This is a genomic window from Dietzia sp. SYD-A1, assembly GCF_015356725.1.
Lineage (GTDB): Bacteria > Actinomycetota > Actinomycetes > Mycobacteriales > Mycobacteriaceae > Dietzia.
Genome location: NZ_JADDKI010000126.1, coordinates 1 through 18,457, shown reverse-complemented (window position 1 = coordinate 18,457; position 18,457 = coordinate 1). Strand labels below are relative to the sequence as shown.

The following is an 18,457-nucleotide window of genomic DNA, read 5'->3' as shown; positions in this document are numbered from 1 at the left end:
GTGGACGGCGGCCAGGGTGCGCGCGAAGCCCTCCCCGAGTCCCGAGGACGCGCCCGTCACCACGGCGACCCGCCCCGTGAGATCGAAGAGCTCGGTCGGAGTGGACATCAGTAGACCGCCGTCCGGCCGCCGTCCACGGGGATCAGCGCTCCCGTGGTGTATCCGGCCTGGTCAGAAGCCAGGTGGACGACCAGACCCGCGAGCTCCGCGGGCTCACCCAGCCGGCCGGCCGGGAGCCGGTTGACCACCAGGCCGAGGAACTCGTCGTCCCAGTCCGCCGCCATGTCGGAGGCGAAGGCTCCGGGCATGATGCAGTTGACGCGCACGGTCGGCGCGTATTCCTGGGCGAAGGCACGAGTCAGGGCGTTGAGACCGTTCTTCGAGGCCGCGTACGTGGCCTCGGGCGGGCTGGGGCGCTCGGCCCCGATGCTGGAGATGTTGATGATCGACCCGCCGCCGGCCGCGACCATCCGGTCCCCCGCCACCGCCATCAGACGGAACGGGCCCTTGAGGTTGACGTCGATGGTCTTGGTGAACAGCGCCTCGGAGACCTCCAGGGCCGACGGCGCGAGCGGTGCGATGCCGGCGTTGTTGACCACCACGTCGATCGACCCGTGGTCGCGGACGATCTGGTCCACGGCCGGTTCGATGGCGTCCCAGTCGCCGACGTGCAGCGCCAACGGGTGCGCCGCATTGCCGGTCGCGGCGGAGATCTCGGCGGCCACCGCCTCGCACTGGTCGGCCTTGCGGCTCGAGACGATCACGGTGGCGCCGGCCTCGGACAGGGCGAGCGCCATGGCCTTGCCGAGGCCCCGGGTCGCGCCGGTGACGAGCGCGACCTTGCCGGCCAGGAGGGTGGACGTGGCGCTCATGATCGGGCCTCCGTGGTGGTGGGGGTGTACTTCGTGAGTTCGAGTCGCGCCATGGTGCGCAGGTGGACCTCGGTGGGTCCGTCCGCGATCTGCAGTGCACGGGTCAGGGCGTAGAACCGGCCCAGCACGTTGTCGTCGCTCACGCCGGCGGCGCCGAAGGTCTGCACCGCGCGGTCCACGACCTTGTGCGCGGTCTCCATCGCGGAGACCTTGATCGCGGCGACCTGCATCCGAGCCGCGGCGTTGCCCCGGGTGTCCATCAGCCACGCCGCCTGGAAGGTGAGCAGGCGGATCTGGTCGATCTCGATCCGGCTGCGGGCGATCCATTCGCGGACCACCCCGCGCTTGGCGAGCGGTTCGCCGAACGCGACGCGGTCCTGCGCGCGCTGGCACATCAGCTCGAGCGCCCGCTCGGCGATCCCGATAGCGCGCATTGCGTAGTGCATACGGCCGGGCCCCAGGCGCCCCTGGGCGATGGCGAAACCGTCACCCTCCTCACCGAGCATGTTCTCGGCCGGCACCCGCACGTCGGTGAAGGTGACCTCTCCGTGGCCGAGTCGGTCGTGGTACCCGAGCATCGGCAGATCGCGGACGATCTCGATCCCCGGCGAGTCGGTCGGGACGAGGATCATCGACTGCTGCCGGTAGGCGGGCCCCTCCGGGTCGGACTTGCCCATGACGATCAGGAGCGCGCAGTCGGGGTCGAGCACTCCCGAGGAGTACCACTTGTGACCGTTGATCACGTACTCGTCGCCGTCGCGCAGGATGGTCGTACCGATGTTCCGGGCGTCCGAGCTCGCGACGTCCGGTTCGGTCATCGCGAACGCCGAGCGGATGTCGCAGTCGAGCAGGGGCCTCAGCCACTTCTCCTTCTGCGCCTCGGTGCCGTACATGGCGAGGATCTCCATGTTGCCCGTGTCCGGGGCCGAGCAGTTGATGGCCTCGTTGCCGATGAGGGACCGTCCGACGATCTCGGCCAGCGGGGCGTACTCGAGGTTCGTCAGACCCGCGCCGAGCCCGTCGTGGGCCATGAAGAGGTTCCACAGTCCCTGTTCGCGGGCGATGGCCTGGAGGTCCCGCATGACCTGTGGCTGCTCATGCGGGTTGTCGTTCTCCGCGATCTGCTGGTCGTACACCTTCTCGGCGGGGTACACGTGCTCGTCCATGAACGCGTACAGCTTCTCGGCGAGCTCCGCCGTACGGTCGGAATAGGCGAAATCCATCGTGCTCTCTCGTTTCTCGGGTGGTGCCGCGTCAGGCCAGCCGGTCGATACCGGTGACGATGAGCCGGCGGATGGTCTCGGGTAGCAGCTCCTGCGCCGGGTCGTGGTGCCGACCCTCGCGGTGCCGCCGCAGGTTGTGCCCCATGATGGCCGCCATCTTGAACCTGCCGAGCGCATCGAACCAGGAGAAGTCCGACAGCGCGCCGGCGGCGGCGCAGTAGAGGTCGATCAGCTCGCCGGGTTCGGGCAGACCGGCGACTTCCCGGCCCACGCCGGGGAAGTTGGTGCCGTCGGCGAAGACGAGGAACCACCCGAGTTCGACCCGCGGGTCGCCCGGGCTCCAGATCTCCCAGTCGATCAGCGCCGCGGGCTCGGCCCCGTCGGAGAGGATGTTGCCCAGTCGGTAGTCGCCGTGGACCAGCACCGGGGCCACCGGCTCCGGGATCGATGCGGTGAGCAGTGCCTCGAACCGGTCGGCATCGGGGACGAGCTCGGGCGGGACCGCACCCATCGTGCGGACCCAGCGGGCGAGTTCGTCCGCCGGGGTGAGCACCTGCCCGTCGATGGGAAGTGAGTCCAGCGGCACCGCGTGCAGCGCGGGAAGGATCTGCGCGGCCCGCCGCATCCGGGCGGCCGCGAGCGCCGGTTCGACTGCCGGGTCGTCGAGGACCGGCTCGAGGGACTCCCCGCGCACCAGGTCCATGGCAAACCAGGCCGGGGACCGGTCATCGGTGGCCCGGATGCCGGGGACCGGCACGGCGGTGTCGGCGAGCGCGGACATGATGCGCGCCTGGCGGAGCATGTCGTGCCGCCCGACGGCCTTCTGTCCCGGGGGCACCGACTTGATCACGAACTCCTCGGTGGCGCCCGCGATCCGGTACGTCAACCCGGAATGTCCTCCCAGCATGGGATCGAGCGGCCCGAACGGGCCCCGGACCCCCTTCTCGACGAGCCCGGCGATCACCCGGTCACGCAGCAGCGACTCGGTCGTGCTCGCGTCGTTCGTGGTCGCGCCGTCGGCGGTGTCGGAGGTCGTCATGGCCGTGGCTCCCGGGGAAGACCGAGCACGCGCTCGGCGAGGATGTTGTGTTGGATCTCGTCGGTGCCACCGGCGATGCGGTAGCCGGGAGCGCCGAGGACGTGCTCGGTCCACGCCCAGGTCCCCCACTTCTCGCTGCGGAGGCTCAGCTCCTGGCCGAGGAGCATCCGGACGGTCTCGGACGTACGGGCCATCGTGTCGGTGGCGAGCAGCTTGCCCACCGACGCCTCGGGGCCGGGCTCGCGACCGGCGCCCACCGCGGCGGCGACCCGCATCCCCACCAGTCGCTGGACGAAGCTGCGGGTGACCAGGTCGGCGACGGCGTCCCGCTCCAGGGCGTCCAGTTCACGACCGGCGTTGCGGGCCAGCTCGACCGCCTGATCGGCGTTGTCGAGCCCGAGGTTGCCCGAGTCGAGCCGTTCGGCCGCCAGGACGGTGAGGGCGACCTTCCAGCCCTGGCCGACCGGGCCCAGCCGGTAGCGGTCGTCCACCTCGACGTCGTCGATCAGCACCTCGTTGAAGGAGGTCCCACCGGTCATCTGGCGGATGGGTCGGACGGTGATACCGGGGGCGTCCATGGGGACGATGAACATCGTGAGGCCCCGGTGCTTGGGCGCGTCCGGGTCCGTGCGGCACACCGCGACCCCGTAGTCCGCCACCCTCGCGCCGGAGGTCCACACCTTGGAACCGTTGAGCACCCACCGTCCGTCCTTCTCCACGGCGCGGGTACGCACGGCGGCCAGGTCGGAACCGGCCTCCGTCTCGGAGAAGAGCTGACAGGCGATGAGGTCGGTCCGGAGCATCGCGCGGACGTATTCCGCGCGCTGGTCCTGGGTCCCCCACTGCGCGATGGTCGGGGCGATGAGCTGCTGGGTCACCGGGAACATCTCGGTGCGCTGGGGGAGGTCGAAGTCCGCCTCCAGCCGGCGGAACGCCAGATCGTAGGCGATCGGCAGATCCCGGCCGCCGTACTCGGGCCCCCAGGTGACGGCCCCGTATCCGGCGTCGAACTTCGCCTGCTCGTATCCGCGGCGTCGGTCGGTCTCCTCGCGTTCCTGCTCGGCGGACCAGTTCTCGAACACCACGACGGAGTCCGGGCCCTCGCCCCAGGGTCGCGCTTGCCGGGGGCTCGCAATCGACTCCAGCCATCGACGGGCGGAGTCGAGGAATCCCCGGAGTCCATCGTCCTGGTCGGTGCCGTGCTGCTCGGTGGTGGTGCCGCTCATCGCCGGCCTCCTTCCAGAACGGTGCACGCGCTGATTCCCGGTGCGCCGTACACGTGGGTGAAGCCGAGCCTCGGGGCGCCCGGGACCTGCCGCTCGCCGGCCTCCCCCCGGAGCTGGGTGACGACCTCGTGAACCTGGCGCAGTCCGGACGCGCCGATCGGCTCACCGTTGGCCAGACACCCGCCGTCGGTGTTGACGGGGAGCGAGCCGCCGATTTCGGTCTCGCCGCGCTCGAGCATCCCTTCCTGCTCGCCGTCCTCGCAGAAGCCGCACTCGGCGAGATGCATGATCTCGGCGCCCGACTCCGTGTCCTGGAGTTGGGCCACGTCGATGTCGGACGGGGACACTCCTGCGGTCTCGAACGCGCGCCGCGCCACGACGGTGCTCACGCTGCTGGGTTCGCCCTCGCCCTGGACGGACGGGGCGAACACCTCGAAGGACCCGAACGGCCGGGTGCCGGTGGAGACCGCGCGGACGGCCACCGCGCGGCCACCCATCCTGGCCGCGACCGACTCCGACGCCAGGAGGATCGCGGCGCCACCCTCCCCCGGGTTGCAGAACATGAACTGGGTGAGCGGGTCGTTGACCATCGGCGAGGCGGCGATCTCCTCCAGGGTCTTCGGATCGCGGCGCCAGGCGTTCGGGTTGATACTGCCGTTGCGGTAGGCCTTCTCCGCCACCCGGGCGAGCGTGGTCTCCGAGATCCCGTGCCGGGCCATGTACCGCGTGATCTTCATGGCGAAGAACTGTGTGGTGACCATGAGGCCGTGGGTGCCGTACCCCTCGGTCAGGCCCCACTCCTCCGGCTTGGGGTCGAATGCACCCCGGGGGTGTTTGTCGAACCCGACGGCCAGCGCCACCTCGGCCGCTCCGGAGCGGATGGCGTTGATCGCGGAGACGAGGGCGCTGCCCCCGGTCGCGCACCCGTTCTTGACGTTGGTGAAGGGGATCCCGGTCAGGCCCAGGTCGGTGACGAGCGTGTCCGCGAGGCCGGACCCGTCGCTGCCACCGAACGCGATCTGGACGTCGGACCACTGCAGCCCGGCGTCGGCCAGGGCGGCCCGGATGGCGGTGACGGCCATCTGACGTCCGCTGACCCCGTCCTGGCGTCCGAACTTCGACAGACCGGCGCCGACGATGTGCACGTCGGACATCAGACCTCCTTCTTACTGGTGGATTCGGCGGGGGGCGCGGCATCCGCGTTGACGGCGGGGGCGGTGGCGAGGGCGAGGGCGAACCTCGGTACCGGATCGGCCCCCACCAGAACGACCTCGCGGCCGATCAGATCGATCGGCGACGTGCCCTCGAGCAGCGCCTCGACCTTGACGCCCTCGGGCAGTTCGACGTAACCGACGGCGTAGGGGCGGAAGCCCCCGGGCGGCGCCACGTACGGCGGCGACTTCGGGGCGAACCGCTGGATGGTCGCGGTCCATACCGTGCCGGTGGTGGACAGGTCCGTCTCGGCGGTCTCGGACCCACCGCAGCGCTGACAGCTCACGGAGGCGGGAAACGCCACGGTCGTGCAGTGCGCGCACCGGCTCCCCCGCAACAGCGGTGGGAGGGTCTGGTTCTCGTTCATCGTGTGCACTCCTGGTTCCGTAGACGTTTCCCGCTCCGTGATCGGTCAGATCAGCGGCCGACCCACTTGGGCTCACGCTTCTCGAGGAATGCCTGGATGCCCTCCTTGCCGTCCTCCGACTGGAGCGAGTTACCCACCGCGAAGTGCTCCATGATCATGAGCGACTTGATGTCGGCGTCCAGGCCCTGGTTCACGGCCATCTTGGTGAGCTTCATCATGAACGGGCTCTTGTCGGTCAGGGTCCCGATGAACTCCTCGACGCACTGGTCGAGCTTGTCGGCGGGGGCCGAGTCGTTGATGAGGTCGAAGTCCTTGGCCTCCTGGCCCGAGAGCAGCTTGCCCGTGAGCATGAGCTCCTTGGTCTTGCGCAGGCCGATCATCCGCGGGAGGCGGTAGATGGGGCCGGCGCCACCGAAGAGGGCGCGACGGATGTGGAAGTCGCCGATCTTGGCGTCGTCCGCAGCGATCGCGAAGTCACACGAGATCATGAGCTCGAAGCCACCGGCGGTGACGTAGCCCTCGAGCACGGCCACCGACGGCGTGTTCATCGAGTAGAGGCGGTCGCACACCTGGGCCGAGAGGACGCCGACGTCCATGGCGTTGGTGGTGCCGACGAAGTCACCCAGCAGCTCGTCGAGGTCGAAGCCCGAGCAGAACTGGTTCTGCACGCCACGGAGCACGAGCACCTTGAGGTCGGGATCCGCGTCGACCTCCTTGATGATCTCGTCGAGGCGGTGGAGCAGCTCCACGGTGACGGCGTTCTTCTTGTGGGGGCGGTTGAGCCACACGCGGGCGACGTCGCCGTCCTTCTCCAACAGAACGTGGTCGGTCTGAACCATGGTCTTTCCTTTCGTAAGTCATCCTGAACTGGATTCAGTTCATGTCTACACTGTGATGCAGGCCTCGTCAACCTCTGTCGTCGTGAGGTTTTCCTCGGCCCGGCCGGACCCGCCGAGAGGCGGATCCGGCCTGGTCAGAGCTCTGGAGAGAGCGGGTAGATCTTGAGGCTCTCCGAGCGGAAACTGATGACGACGGGCTCGCCCCTCTTCGCTCGCCGCAGCCAGTCGCCATGGACCGCGGCGGAGGCCCGGAGTCGGTACTCCTCCGGCCCCGCACCCACCTGGACGTCGTAGTAGCGACCACCGAACTCGGCGGACAGCAGAGTCGCCTCGAGGGTGATCTCCCGGTGCGAGACGTCCTCCTCCGGCCGGTGCAGCGTGATGTCGTCAGGCCACAGACGGGCGGACACGGCACGACTGTCGCCCGTCTCGCAGCGCAGCGGTAGTTCGGTGCCCGCCGCCGTGGTCCATTCCAATCCGGTGCGGTGCAACTCGAGCCGGTTGGACATGCCGATGAAGTCGGCCACGTATTCGCTCACGGGGTGATCGAACACGTCCTGCGGGGTCGCGAGCTGCTCGATCTTCCCCTGCTTCATGATCGCGAGACGATCCCCGAGCGCGAACGCCTCGGAGTGGTCGTGGGTGACGAAGACCGCGCCGAACCCCAGCTCGTCGTGCAGCCGGCGGATCTCCGTGCGCACCTGGTCGCGCAGGAGCGCGTCCAGGTTGCTGAGCGGTTCGTCGAAGAGGACGAGATCGGGCCTCGACGCCATCCCCCGGGCGACGGCGATCCGCTGCTGCTGACCGCCGCTCAACTGCGAGGGATAGCGGTCGAGCAGGTGGCCGCAGTCGACCATCTCCGCGGCCTCTTCGACCCTCCCGGAGTTGAGCGCGTCCTTGAGCTTGCGCGCCTTCAACGGGTACGCGATGTTCTTCCGCACCGTCATGTTGGGCCACAGGGCATAGGACTGGAACACCATCCCGATGCTCCGCTTGTTGGGAGGCACGTTCACGCGGTTGGCCGCGTCGAACATCGGTGCGCCGTCGAAGGCGATCGACCCCGCCTCGGGGGTCTCGAGGCCGGCGAGACACCGCAGCGTGGTGGTCTTGCCGCACCCGCTCGGACCGAGGAGGACGAGGAACTCGCCCGCTCCGATCTCCAGATCGAGCTCGTCGACGACGACGTTGCTTCCGTATTGCTTGGTGAGACCGGAGATCTCGATTTTCGCGGTCATTGGTCTTCCTCACATTCACGCCGGCGGAAAGGCTCGGCTCGGTCACCTGGTAACAGGGCGGGCGCGCACCCGCGGGACGACATCACAGCTTCTCCAGGACGTTGCGTCCGCCGATCAGCATCGCGACCGCGACACCGGCACCCGTGACCGCGGACATGAGAATCGCCATCGCGGCGACGAGGGTGTACGAACCGTTGCTCCAGTGGTCGTAGAGCAGGGTGCCCATCACCTGCGTCGTCGCGGAGCGGACCATCAGCGAGGCCGCGAACTCGTGGGTCAGGAGGATGAACATCAGCGCGATCGAGCTGAGGATGGTCGGCCGGAGCATCGGCAGCGTGATCCTCGCCATCGTCGCCACCGGGCCGGCTCCCGAGACCGCCGAGGCCTCCTCGTACTTGTCACCCATCGAGATGAGCGCCGTCAGCTGCATACGGGTCGCGAACGGGATCATGAGGACCACGTAGACCAGGATGATGACGGCCTTGGTGCCGTAGAGGATGAGCGGCGGTTCGGTGTAGGTGAGCAGGAACCCGACGCCGAAGATGACGGCCGGGATACCCATCGGCAGCGCCGTGATGAGGTCGGCGACGGTACGCAGGATGCGCAGGTCCTGCCTCCGGACCATGAGGTTCGCGACACCGAACCCGATGGGCACACAGATCAGCACGGCGACGATCGACGTCACGACACTCGTGACGACCGAGTCCACTATGCCCGGGGTGGTGACCAGCGCCCGGTAGTTGCTCAGGGTGAACAGGTCCCAGGACAGGGTCCCCGACCAGAACGGGGTCAGGGACACGATGATCACCCCTGCCAGCGGGAGGATGAGCGCGACCAGACCGTAGACGGCGACGATCGCCGTGGCCCAGTGCGAGGACCCTCCGACCGGGGAGAAGGACTTGCCCCCATGGGTGACGAACCGGGTCTGGTTGCCCAGGAGCGCCCGCTGGCCGAACACCACGAGGATGCCCATGATGACCAGGGGGGATCCCGCGGCCGCGGCGGCGGCGAAGTTGATGGGTGACTCCGAGGCCCGGAGGTACATCTCGGTGGCCAGGACCTTGACGCCCTCGTTCTGACCCAACAGCAGGGGTGCGGTGAACTGGCCGAGACCCAGCAGCAGGGCCACACCGGCGCCGTATACGAGCGACGGGCGCAGCAGCGGGAGGACCACCTTGAAGAACGTCCCGATGGTCGTGGAACCGGCGATCTGGGCGGCCTCGAGGTGCTCGCCGCTGATGTTCTGCATACCGGCGCTGACGAAGAGGTACACGAACGAGGTGAGGCTGAACCCGGTGATGATGATGATCCAGGTGGGGCTGTACACGTTCACCGGGCCTGACTGCAGGTCACTCCACCAGGGCAGCATCCGCAGCAGGATGTTGATGTAGCCGGGGCCCGGGGAGAGCAGAAACGCGAATCCCACGACGTTCGCGACCGACGGGATGACGATCGGCAGGATCGGGACCAGACGCAGCAAACCCATGCGGCGCGGCAACCGGGTGGTCGCGAAGGCGAGGACGGTGCCGCACACCATGGCGATCACCAGCGAGAAGAACGCGAGCGCGGCCGTGGTCTGCAGGGTGGAGACGATGTCTGCGCGGCCGTACTGCGAGCGGTAGCCGGCCCCACCGTTCTCGAACGCCAGCGACTGGAGTTTGAACAGCGGCCAGACCACCAGGTACGCGAGCACGAGTATCAGTGCCGCGTACATCAACCGATGTCGCCATATCGACAGCGGACCTGAACTTTTCACTTCGATCTGTCCTCAGCTCGGGGTAGTACGGTGCGGGATCGGGGGCGTGCGGGGATCCGGCCCGCGGTGGGCGAACACCTCACCGCGGGCCGGGTCGGGGCTCAGCCCAGGAAGAGCTGTTCCCACTGAGCCTGGTACTCCTGGACCGTCTCGGGATCCAGGGTGTCCGGATCACCCAGCTCGACGTCCTGAGCCGTGACCGTCGAGCCCGGCACGCCCGTGCCCGGGACGTCCGGGAGCACCGAGAGGTAGTCGGCCGAGATGGCTTCCTGACCCTTGTCCGTGATGAGGAAGTCCGCGAGCAGCTGCGCCGCGTTCGGATTGGGCGCCGAGGCGAGGACGTGGGAGTACCACGGCACGCCCCACGGGTTCTCGGGGAGCGCGAAGTCGACCGGAGCGCCCTTGTCCTTCTCGGTCAGGACGTTGCTCGCCGCCATCGGCGCCACCCACACCTCACCGGAGGCCAGGGCCTGGGTGATCGCGACCGCGCTCGAGTAGATCCGCGGGTTGGTCTCGGCGAGCCGTTCGAGGTAGTTCTCGCCGTAGTCCACGTCGATCTTGCGGTACATGTCGACGTAGGTCGGGATGCCGTTCGGGTTCTGGATGCCGACCTTGCCGTCGAACCGGGGGTCGAGTGCGTCGTCCGGCGTCGCCAACCCCTCGGGGACCTGCGCCGTGTTCCACCCGAGGCCGAACACCGTCGCACTGGTGAGGAAGAACTTGTCCTCGAGCACGCTCTCCGCGCGGTCGTAGTCGGGGTTGTCCAGCGAGGGCGCCACGACCTCGGCCGAGTAGTCGGTGTCGAAGCTGCGGTTGATCCACCCGGCGTCCGTGGTCATGTGGACGTCCGCGACGCCGGACCCGGTGGAGTTCTCCACCTCGATCTTCGGCAGGATGTCCGCGTCCGTCCCGCGGACGTAGGTGAGGGTGATGCCGGGATACTCCGTCTCGAACGCCTGCTTGAGGGCCTCGAGGTTGTCCGGGGAGTGGGTGGAGTAGATCGTCACGTTGCCCTCCTCCTGGGCGGCGGCGACGATCTCGTCCCATGATCCCGCGAGCTCCGAACCCGATCCGGAGTCCGACCCGCACCCCGCGAGCACCAGCGCGAGCGCTGCCGCGCTGGCGACAGCGGCCTTGATTCTGGAAAAGCGCATTGCTTCCCTTCCTGTGACGGCCGCCGTGAGTCGGAGCCGAATTGAACTAACTTCAGTGAACTGTATGACCCAGGTCACGTGAGCGCAAGGGGAAGCGCCCGTTAACTTCGCCGGGATCCTGATCTCGGGCCGTCAGCCGAGGAACCTGCGCTCCCAGGCGGCGACGTACTCCTCCACCGCCGCCGCCTCGAGCGTCTCCGGATCCGCGAGATCGATGTCCTGCGCGACGACGTCCGAGCCCTCGACCCCCGTGCCCGGGACATCCGGCAGCGCGGCGATGTAGTTCTCCGAGAGCGCGGCCTGCCCGGCCGGGGTGAGCATGAAGTCCGCGAGCACCTGGCCCGCGTTCGGGTGGGGCGCGGCCGCCAGGACGTGCGAGTAGAACGGGATACCGATGGGGTTCGCGGGCAGGGCGAAATCGACGGGCGCGCCCTTGTCCCGTTCCGCCAGGACGTCCATGGACGCCCCGGGGGCAGCCCAGATCTCACCCGACGCGAGCGCCTGGGTGATCGCGGGCGCACTGCCGTAGATGCGGGGATTGACGCCGGCGAGCCTGTCGACGAACCCCTCCCCGTAGTCGATGTCCATCCGGCGGTAGATGTGCACGACGGCGGGGAAGCCGGCGGGATTGACGACGCCGACCTTGCCGTCGAACCGCGGGTCGAGCAGGTCCTCGGGGGACGCGAGCCCAGCGGGCACGTTCTCCGTGTTCCACGCCAGGCCGATCGAGGTCGCACTGGTGACGAAGAAGGTGTCGTCCAGCACCCCGTCCTCCGCGCGGTACGCGGGGTCGTCGATCGCCGGCGCGACCACTTCCACCGAGTAGCCACCCGAATCGAGGCTGCGCTGGATCCACCCGGCGTCGGTGGTCATGTGGACATCGGCGACCCCGCTGCCCGTCTGGTTCTCGACCTCGACCCGGGGGATCAGATCGGAATCCGTCCCGCGGACGTAGTTCAACGAGATCCCGGGATACTCCGACTCGAATGCGGTCTTGAGCGACTCCAGGTTGGCCGGGGCGTGGTTGGAGTAGATGGTCACGCTCCCCTCGTCGGTGGCGGCGGCGACGATCTCGCCCCACGAGCCGGCCAGTTCCGAACCGGTGTCGTCCGATCCGCATGCCGAGGCGACGGCGGCGGTCGTGACGAGCACCGCGATCGCGGCCACGGTGCCTGTGAACCTCATATGCTTCCCCTTTCCGGAGACGAGGAGCTCATTGAGTTGAACTCACTTCATTGCAGAATAGGGTCGAGATCACACCGCGTCAGCCGTTCGGGACGACCGGCGTCCATCCCTGCGGCGGCGGCCCCGAGTGCGGATCCGGCAGCAGGGGGACGGGCACAGCGATCGGCCCGCCGGCCCGGGATACCGGGCGCGACGGGCCGATCCATTTCCGGCCCCGACTGGAGACGGCAGCGGCGACTCAGCCGACGAACTTGCGCTCCCATTCGGCCTGGTAGGCGGTGACAGTCTCGGGATCGAGGTCCTCGTGGTCCGCGAGACCGATATCCTGGGCGATCACCGATGATCCCTCGATACCCGTCCCGGGGATGTCCGGAAGCGCGGCGACGAAGTCGGCGGAGATGGCCTCCTGCCCCTCGGGCGAGATGAGGAAGTCGGCCAGTACCTGTGCGGCGTTGGGGCTGGGCGCGGAGGCCAGGACGTGGGAGTACCAGGGCACGCCGAACGGGTTCTCCGGCAGGACGAAGTCGACCGGCGCCCCCTTCTTCTTCTCCGTGAGGACGGTGCTGCCCGCCATCGGGGCAGCCCAGACCTCACCGGAGGCCAACGCCTGGGTGACGGCCACGTTGCTGGCGTAGATCTGCGGGTTGACCGTCGCGAGCCGGTCGACGAAACCGTCCCCGTAGTCGACGTCGATCTTCTGGTACATGTCCACATAGGTGGGCATACCGTTCGGATTCTGGATACCGACCTTGCCGTCGAGCCGCGGATCCAGGACATCGTCCGGCTCCGACAGCCCTTCGGGGACGTTGTCCGTGTTCCAGCCGAGCCCGAAGACAGTCGCGCTCGTGACGAAGAACTTGTCCTCGATCACGCTGTTCTCGGACTGGTACCCGGGCTGCTCCAGATTGGGGGCCACGACCTCGGTCGAGTAGTCCGTGTCGAGGCTGCGGTGGATCCACCCGGCGTCCGTGGTCATGTGGACGTCCGCGACTCCCGTCCCGGTCTGATTCTCGACCTCGATCTTGGGAAGGATGTCCGCATCGGTCCCGCGAACGTACACCAGCGTGATGTCGGGATACTGCGCCTCGAACGCCACCTTGAGCGCTTCGAGGTTCGTCGGCGAGTGGCTCGAGTAGAGGGTGACTTCCCCCTCCTGATTGGCGGCCTCGACGATCTCATCCCACGATCCGGCGAGTTCGGAGCCCGAGCCCCCTCCCGTGCCGCACCCCGCGAGCACGAGGGCGAGCGCCATCCCACCTGCCACGATTGACCTGATCCTTGCTGTTCTCATCTGCGATCTCCTGGGGGTCAGGCTCCGGGGTATACTCCCGAAGTGAACTAGCTTCACCTCACTCTATGGCATGGGTCACGTTGCAAGCCCGGCTTTCGTCTGATTCGGATCCGGTTTCTCTGCGCCGCCGTCATGAACGCCGTCGCGCACGAGGGCCGGGGGGCTCCATTTCCCGCTCAGACAGCCGGGGCTCGGGCCGTACAGCCGCAACATCAGCCTGAACCCACCCTCCGGGGCGGGGAGCCAGTTGTCCTCGCCCTCCACGGGCCGTTCGTGCGAGACGACCAGCTCGAGGGACCCGTCGGGCTCGTAGCGCAGGTGCGGACTCCTGTCCCCCACCGAGTAGCGCGACAGGGGGTTGGCAACCAGGAGACCTTCCGCGTGATACATGGTCAACGACCAGAAGTACGTCACGGGTGGCAGCTGGCCCGGGGTGAACCGCAGTCGATAACGGTGGTCGCCCACCAGCCCGCGGCCGGCACTGTCCACCTCGAGCACCGGGTAGAGGGCCTCTTCCGCGGGATTGATGTAGATCTGCGCCATCGCGACCGAAGCGCGGAGGAGCCAGTCTCGGCCGAACTCGACTCCCGCGTAGTTGATCATCCACCCGTTGCGGACCTGCCCCGCATCGGCGACGCCTCGTCTCACCATCGCGAACCCGCGCGCCACCGCGTCGTCAAGTGCGAACCGGGGCATCTCGGCCCCGAGGCGTTCGCCAGGCCGCCAGCCCACCTCGGCGAGGAGGTCTCTCACGTCGGGGTCCACCGCCTCGACGCTCAGATCGTCCATGACCCGCGACAGCTGCTCGAAGAAGTGCCGTCCCGGGCCTGACTCGCTCGCGACGGGGGACTGGGACGCATCGGGCTCGGCGTCCGGTACCCGAGCGTGCGTCCCCGGTGAGCTCAGGCGGATCTCCTCCTGGAGCGCATGCACCTCGTGGAGATCCCGCGGGTTCGATGAGTCGACCATGATCCGCCCGGCGATCATGAGGAACCTGCAGGTGCAGTCGAGTTCCATCCCGAGCTGGCCGGAGGTCAGGGCCGGTTCCGCGAGCGATGGCGCCCAACGGATCGTCACGGGCCCGAGGACGCCGCCGTGCGTTCGCTTTCCGACGGTGTGGCAGGTGGTGTCGGCGTAACCGAACTGGAACGCGTAGTACCGTTCGCCGAAATCGGGCAGGTCCAGCCGGAGGTCTCCCTCGAGCAGGTCAACCCAGGCCACGCTGTAGAGGGTGTCCACGTTGGGAGCCACACCTACCCGGTAGCCGGGGTCGGACAGAAGCTTCTGGTGCCCGAACTCGCCGAGGGGCGCGGCTGCCGACCGGCCGGAGTCCCGCTCGCGGCCCGGTTCCGACCGCGTCATCGTCTCCCTCAACTGGAGCGACCGCACGAGCGGATATCCCCACACATACAGCTGCTCGTACCTGTCGATCGAGTCGGAACTCAACGGCCTGTCTCCTCGCAGTGTTCGAGGGTGTCCACCGGCCCCGGGGACCATCGACCCTCCAGCAGCTCCTCCGTCGGCCCGTAGGTACGCAGGACGAGGAAGAACGGGGACCGGGGTGCCGGCAACACACCGGGGTTAGGGTCACGCTCGGCGGCCCCCGGGTCGATCCTGATCCGCACCCGACCGGAGCCGTCCGGCGTCAGGCCCGAGGCGCTGCCCACGGAGTAGCGATCCCACGGGTTGCCGTACACGCGACCGCTGTCAGCCAGGTACAAGGTGACCGACCAGAAGTAGTCGACCGGCGGGGCCGTGTCCATGACCAGGCAGTACGCACCGTTGCTGCCGTCCAGTGGGACTCCGTTCGACGACACGTAGGTGTTGAACGAGGTGTTCTCCTCGACCACGTTGGCGCCCAGGCCGACGTTGTTCATCACGGCCCTGGCGAGGAAGTTGGTCCCGTGCCGACCTTTGTCCCGCACCCGGGTCCAGCCGCTGCCCAGCGGTTCCCCGAGCTGGGACCGGCTTGCGCGGATCATGTCCATTGCGGAGTCGAACCCTCGCTGCGCGACATCGGGCACCCAGTCGCACCCCGACGGGGACACCTCCCCCGGGCCGGCACCGATCCCGATCGCCCGGTAGCGCGCGACCATCACTTCTTCGCGGGCCGGGACACCACACAACCCGATGACCGCTGTGAGGGCCGTGGCGAACTCCGTCCACCTGCTCTCCACCAGAGAACTGTCCACCTCGGTGTACCGCTGGAGACTGGCCTGCGGATGCGGGGTGCGGATTCGGAACCGTTTTCTCATCGCGTCGGCCTCGCCGGTGCCACCGGTCGCGGTCACCTGCACCCGCAGCAGCGCCCAGACGACAGGCGTGGCCACCACCATCACGTCCTTGCCGGTCCCCCTCGCCTCCGCGGCCTGTTCGGACGTGCACAGGACCACCGTCACCGGGCCGCCCCCGTGGGTCCGGTTGCTGATGTTCGACGCGTTCCCGTGAGCGTCGAACAGGTTCACGGTGTAGTAGCTGTCGCCGACCGCCGGGACCTCCAGCTCCACCGGTCCCTGCTCCACCGAGATCCACCCGTTCGAGTACAGGGTGTCCACATTGGGGACGCGGAATTCCGCGAAATCGGGCCCGGCCAGGCCCCGTCGGTGGTCGAAGACGTTGAGTCGCTCGTCGTCCCCGGCCGGGCGCTTCCACACGAAGTCGCTGAACTGCGCGTACTGCAGGACCGCGGTCAGACCCCACACCGTGGCGTCGAAAGCGAGGTGTTCCACCAGCTTCTCCGCCTGGTGTCGGTCGTCCGGGAACAGGTCGGGCGACGCCGACTCCTGGTATTGGCTGACATCGGCGAAGTCATACGATCGGCGGTCCACAGTTGTCCTCCTGGTCTCGGGTCCTGTTGCTGGTCTCGGGTCCTACTGTTGTTCTCGGGTCCCTGCTGCCGGGTCGCGCCGTGCGCGCGGTGCGAGCGCTGTCGGGTCGTCAGACCGTGAAGCGACCCCCGTTGCTCAGCAGCACCGCGCCGACGACGTTCGACGCCTGATCGGAGGCCAGGTAACAGATGCTCTCGGAGAGCTGCTCCGCGGTGGCGTAGCCGAAGGCGCTGCCCTCGTTCATCCGCGCGCGGACCGACTCGGGGGTTCGCGCGGCCATGGCGGTGTCCACCGGGCCGGGGGCGACGGTGTTGACCCGGATGCCGAAGTGGACGGCCTCTTTGGCCACGGACTGACTCAGTGCGTGGACGGCCGCCTTGGAGGAGGCGTAGTGCGGGTAACCCACGAGGGTGTCGAACGCCGCCGAGGACCCCACGGTGACGATCGCCCCTCCCCCGCCGGGGCGCATCGCCCGCACGGATTCGCGCAGGACGTGGAAGGTGCCGTCCAGATTGACGGCGTGGATCCGGCGCCACGTCGAGTCGTCGAGCCGGCTCAGGACGTCGACCGGTTCGCCGGTCTCGGCCGCCTCGTAGATGTGGGCTTTGGCCACGGGGTCATCGATGCCGGCCGCGTGGACGACCACGTCCACCCGTCCGTCTTCGGCCGAGATCTCCTCGAAGAGCGCGCGGACCGCGTCCGGGTCGGCCACGTCCACCCCGTGTGCGACGCCGCCGATCTCCGAGGCGACGCGCTGCGCTGACTCCCGCGCCAGGTCCACCAGGTGGATCCGGCGCGCGCCCTCCGCGGCGAGCTGCCTCGCCACGGCCGCCCCGATCCCCGAGGCCGCCCCGGTGACCAGTGCGACCCTGCCCTCGAACCGGGTGTTCTGTGGCGCCGTCATGATGTCCGTCCTCTTCTCGTCGGTGTGGTGTGGTGGAGCAGGTCACCGCGTTGCGCGGGGGTCACATGGTCACCACGAGACGGCCGGTGACCCTGCCGTCGCGGAGCCTGTCGATCCCGTCGGGCACCTGCTCGAAGTCCAGGTGCTCGACGACCGGGGCGATGTCGCCGGCGCGCAGGTAGCGGTAGACGGACTCGATGTCGGATGTGGTGCCCCCCGAGGATCCCCGGATGACGGCCTTCTGGTGGATGACGTCCGCGGTGACGAGTTCCGAGGTGTGTGCCCCCATGCCGATCATCACGATGGTCCCGCCCACGCGGATCGCCCGCACCGCGGCCTGGGCGGTCGTGGCGAAGCCGGCGAAGTCGATGACGGAGTCCAGACCCGCCCCGGCCAGCTCGGCGGCGTCGGCGACCACGGCGGTGACGCCCAGGTGCTCTCCCAGCCGCCGTGCGTCGGCGCTGGGGTCGGCGGCGTGCACCTCGGCACCCAGGAGCACCGCGATGCGCGCGCCGATCTGCCCGAGACCACCAAGACCGATGATCCCGACCCGGTCTCCGGGACCGACCCCCGCGACGCCGACCACAGCCTGGTGTGAGGTCATGCCCGCGTCTGTTCCCAGGGCGCCGAGTTCGTAGGAGAGCCCCTCCGGCAGTGGGACCAGATCAGCCGCGGGCGCCACGTGGTACGCCGCGTAACCGCCGTCTCGCCCGTATCCGGGCACGGTGGCGCCGAGCGGGTGGACACCGCAGCGGGTGCCGACGACGACGTCGTGCACTCCCTCACCGAGCGCCACCACCTCGCCGGCAATCTCGTGCCCGAGGGTGATCGGGCACCGGTGGATGTTCTCCGCCCAGGACGGCTCGTCGAGCTCACCCACATCCGAGTGGCACATCCCGGCCGCACGGACCCGGATGAGGACCTCCCCTGGGCCCGGCTCGGGGACCGGGACCACCGCCAGGGTCAGGGGGTTGCCCGTCCCGGTCCACTGCCAGGCCCGCATCTCGGCGGGGATGGTGTTGATGTTCATGTGTCCTCCGTTCATATGACCACCGTGTGCTGGTTTGCCGACGGTCGTCGCCGCGGGTGTCAGATCTCCGCGCCGACCCGGTAGCCCTCGGCGATCGCGTGGCTGATCCGCCGCGGGGCCAGGGCGTCCCCGATCACGCTGACGTCGTCGCGCCGGCCGAGGGCGCGGGCGATCCCGTCGACGGCGGTGCGGGGCCGGTGCCACACCACGAGATCCGCGTCGAGCGGCAGGTCCCCGCCGCCGAACACGGGCACGAGGCGGCCCACCTCGTCGTCGGACCCGGGCAGGTCCAGCCC

General features: G+C 68.7%; 16 protein-coding genes and 2 pseudogenes. All 18 read right to left on the bottom strand.

Annotated elements, in window-relative coordinates; genetic code table 11:
- Window positions 1–108, bottom strand: a pseudogene (locus IY392_RS06025) (short-chain dehydrogenase); the annotation flags it as partial.
- Entirely contained in the window at window positions 108–872 is a 765-nt protein-coding gene (locus IY392_RS06020) for an SDR family NAD(P)-dependent oxidoreductase (protein WP_107756819.1), read from the bottom strand. The pseudogene IY392_RS06025 and the gene IY392_RS06020, both read right to left, overlap by 1 nt.
- Entirely contained in the window at window positions 869–2,095 is a 1,227-nt protein-coding gene (locus tag IY392_RS06015; protein ID WP_107756820.1) for an acyl-CoA dehydrogenase family protein, read from the bottom strand. Before IY392_RS06015 ends, IY392_RS06020 begins: the two co-directional genes overlap by 4 nt.
- 31 nt (window positions 2,096–2,126) lie before the next feature.
- Window positions 2,127–3,134: a phosphotransferase family protein gene (locus IY392_RS06010; protein WP_107756821.1), complete on the bottom strand. Its 1,008-nt coding sequence runs from the start codon at window positions 3,132–3,134 to the stop codon at window positions 2,127–2,129.
- On the bottom strand, window positions 3,131–4,360 hold the full coding sequence (locus IY392_RS06005) for an acyl-CoA dehydrogenase family protein (protein WP_182613429.1): 1,230 nt from the start codon (window positions 4,358–4,360) through the stop codon (window positions 3,131–3,133). The genes IY392_RS06010 and IY392_RS06005 overlap by 4 nt, the downstream gene beginning before the upstream one ends.
- A complete protein-coding gene (locus IY392_RS06000; RefSeq protein ID WP_107756823.1) occupies window positions 4,357–5,514 on the bottom strand; it encodes a thiolase family protein in 1,158 nt (385 codons plus the stop codon). Before IY392_RS06000 ends, IY392_RS06005 begins: the two co-directional genes overlap by 4 nt.
- Window positions 5,514–5,939, bottom strand: coding sequence for a Zn-ribbon domain-containing OB-fold protein (locus IY392_RS05995; protein ID WP_107756824.1), 426 nt, complete (start codon window positions 5,937–5,939; stop codon window positions 5,514–5,516). Before IY392_RS05995 ends, IY392_RS06000 begins: the two co-directional genes overlap by 1 nt.
- Window positions 5,940–5,989: 50 nt before the next feature.
- Window positions 5,990–6,778, bottom strand: a complete 789-nt coding sequence (locus tag IY392_RS05990; RefSeq protein WP_107756825.1) for an enoyl-CoA hydratase/isomerase family protein — start codon at window positions 6,776–6,778, stop codon at window positions 5,990–5,992.
- A 134-nt stretch (window positions 6,779–6,912) separates the two neighbouring features.
- A complete protein-coding gene (locus tag IY392_RS05985; protein ID WP_107756826.1) occupies window positions 6,913–8,013 on the bottom strand; it encodes an ABC transporter ATP-binding protein in 1,101 nt (366 codons plus the stop codon).
- A gap of 82 nt (window positions 8,014–8,095) precedes the next feature.
- Window positions 8,096–9,727: an iron ABC transporter permease gene (locus tag IY392_RS05980; RefSeq protein WP_194860761.1), complete on the bottom strand. Its 1,632-nt coding sequence runs from the start codon at window positions 9,725–9,727 to the stop codon at window positions 8,096–8,098.
- A gap of 143 nt (window positions 9,728–9,870) precedes the next feature.
- Entirely contained in the window at window positions 9,871–10,923 is a 1,053-nt protein-coding gene (locus IY392_RS05975) for an ABC transporter substrate-binding protein (RefSeq protein WP_194860760.1), read from the bottom strand.
- Between the two features lie 132 nt (window positions 10,924–11,055).
- Window positions 11,056–12,108, bottom strand: a complete 1,053-nt coding sequence (locus tag IY392_RS05970) for an ABC transporter substrate-binding protein (protein WP_107756829.1) — start codon at window positions 12,106–12,108, stop codon at window positions 11,056–11,058.
- 238 nt (window positions 12,109–12,346) lie between these two features.
- Window positions 12,347–13,372 carry an ABC transporter substrate-binding protein gene (locus IY392_RS05965; protein WP_309234018.1) on the bottom strand — a complete coding sequence of 342 codons (1,026 nt, stop codon included), beginning with the start codon at window positions 13,370–13,372 and terminating at the stop codon, window positions 12,347–12,349.
- 102 nt (window positions 13,373–13,474) lie between these two features.
- Window positions 13,475–14,845 carry a DUF1254 domain-containing protein gene (locus IY392_RS05960; RefSeq protein WP_159078002.1) on the bottom strand — a complete coding sequence of 457 codons (1,371 nt, stop codon included), beginning with the start codon at window positions 14,843–14,845 and terminating at the stop codon, window positions 13,475–13,477.
- Window positions 14,842–16,227, bottom strand: coding sequence for a DUF1254 domain-containing protein (locus tag IY392_RS05955; RefSeq protein ID WP_194860759.1), 1,386 nt, complete (start codon window positions 16,225–16,227; stop codon window positions 14,842–14,844). Before IY392_RS05955 ends, IY392_RS05960 begins: the two co-directional genes overlap by 4 nt.
- A gap of 109 nt (window positions 16,228–16,336) precedes the next feature.
- Window positions 16,337–17,131 carry an SDR family NAD(P)-dependent oxidoreductase gene (locus IY392_RS05950; RefSeq protein WP_107756833.1) on the bottom strand — a complete coding sequence of 265 codons (795 nt, stop codon included), beginning with the start codon at window positions 17,129–17,131 and terminating at the stop codon, window positions 16,337–16,339.
- 61 nt (window positions 17,132–17,192) lie between these two features.
- The gene (locus IY392_RS05945; RefSeq protein ID WP_159078003.1) at window positions 17,193–18,161 is read right to left on the bottom strand and encodes an alcohol dehydrogenase catalytic domain-containing protein; all 969 of its coding nucleotides are present in this window, start codon (window positions 18,159–18,161) and stop codon (window positions 17,193–17,195) included.
- Window positions 18,162–18,220: 59 nt separating this feature from the next.
- Window positions 18,221–18,457, bottom strand: a pseudogene (locus tag IY392_RS05940) (NADH:flavin oxidoreductase); the annotation flags it as partial.

Coding starts and splice junctions, on each gene's coding strand:
- IY392_RS06020 (WP_107756819.1), bottom strand. CDS start 872: ATGAGCGCCACGTCCACCCTCCTGGCCGGCAAGGTCGCGCTCGTCACC.
- IY392_RS05990 (WP_107756825.1), bottom strand. CDS start 6,778: ATGGTTCAGACCGACCACGTTCTGTTGGAGAAGGACGGCGACGTCGCC.
- IY392_RS05970 (WP_107756829.1), bottom strand. CDS start 12,108: ATGAGGTTCACAGGCACCGTGGCCGCGATCGCGGTGCTCGTCACGACC.
- IY392_RS06000 (WP_107756823.1), bottom strand. CDS start 5,514: ATGTCCGACGTGCACATCGTCGGCGCCGGTCTGTCGAAGTTCGGACGC.
- IY392_RS06010 (WP_107756821.1), bottom strand. CDS start 3,134: ATGACGACCTCCGACACCGCCGACGGCGCGACCACGAACGACGCGAGC.
- IY392_RS05945 (WP_159078003.1), bottom strand. CDS start 18,161: ATGAACATCAACACCATCCCCGCCGAGATGCGGGCCTGGCAGTGGACC.
- IY392_RS05995 (WP_107756824.1), bottom strand. CDS start 5,939: ATGAACGAGAACCAGACCCTCCCACCGCTGTTGCGGGGGAGCCGGTGC.
- IY392_RS06015 (WP_107756820.1), bottom strand. CDS start 2,095: ATGGATTTCGCCTATTCCGACCGTACGGCGGAGCTCGCCGAGAAGCTG.
- IY392_RS05950 (WP_107756833.1), bottom strand. CDS start 17,131: ATGACGGCGCCACAGAACACCCGGTTCGAGGGCAGGGTCGCACTGGTC.
- IY392_RS05980 (WP_194860761.1), bottom strand. CDS start 9,727: ATGTACGCGGCACTGATACTCGTGCTCGCGTACCTGGTGGTCTGGCCG.
- IY392_RS05975 (WP_194860760.1), bottom strand. CDS start 10,923: ATGCGCTTTTCCAGAATCAAGGCCGCTGTCGCCAGCGCGGCAGCGCTC.
- IY392_RS05985 (WP_107756826.1), bottom strand. CDS start 8,013: ATGACCGCGAAAATCGAGATCTCCGGTCTCACCAAGCAATACGGAAGC.
- IY392_RS06005 (WP_182613429.1), bottom strand. CDS start 4,360: ATGAGCGGCACCACCACCGAGCAGCACGGCACCGACCAGGACGATGGA.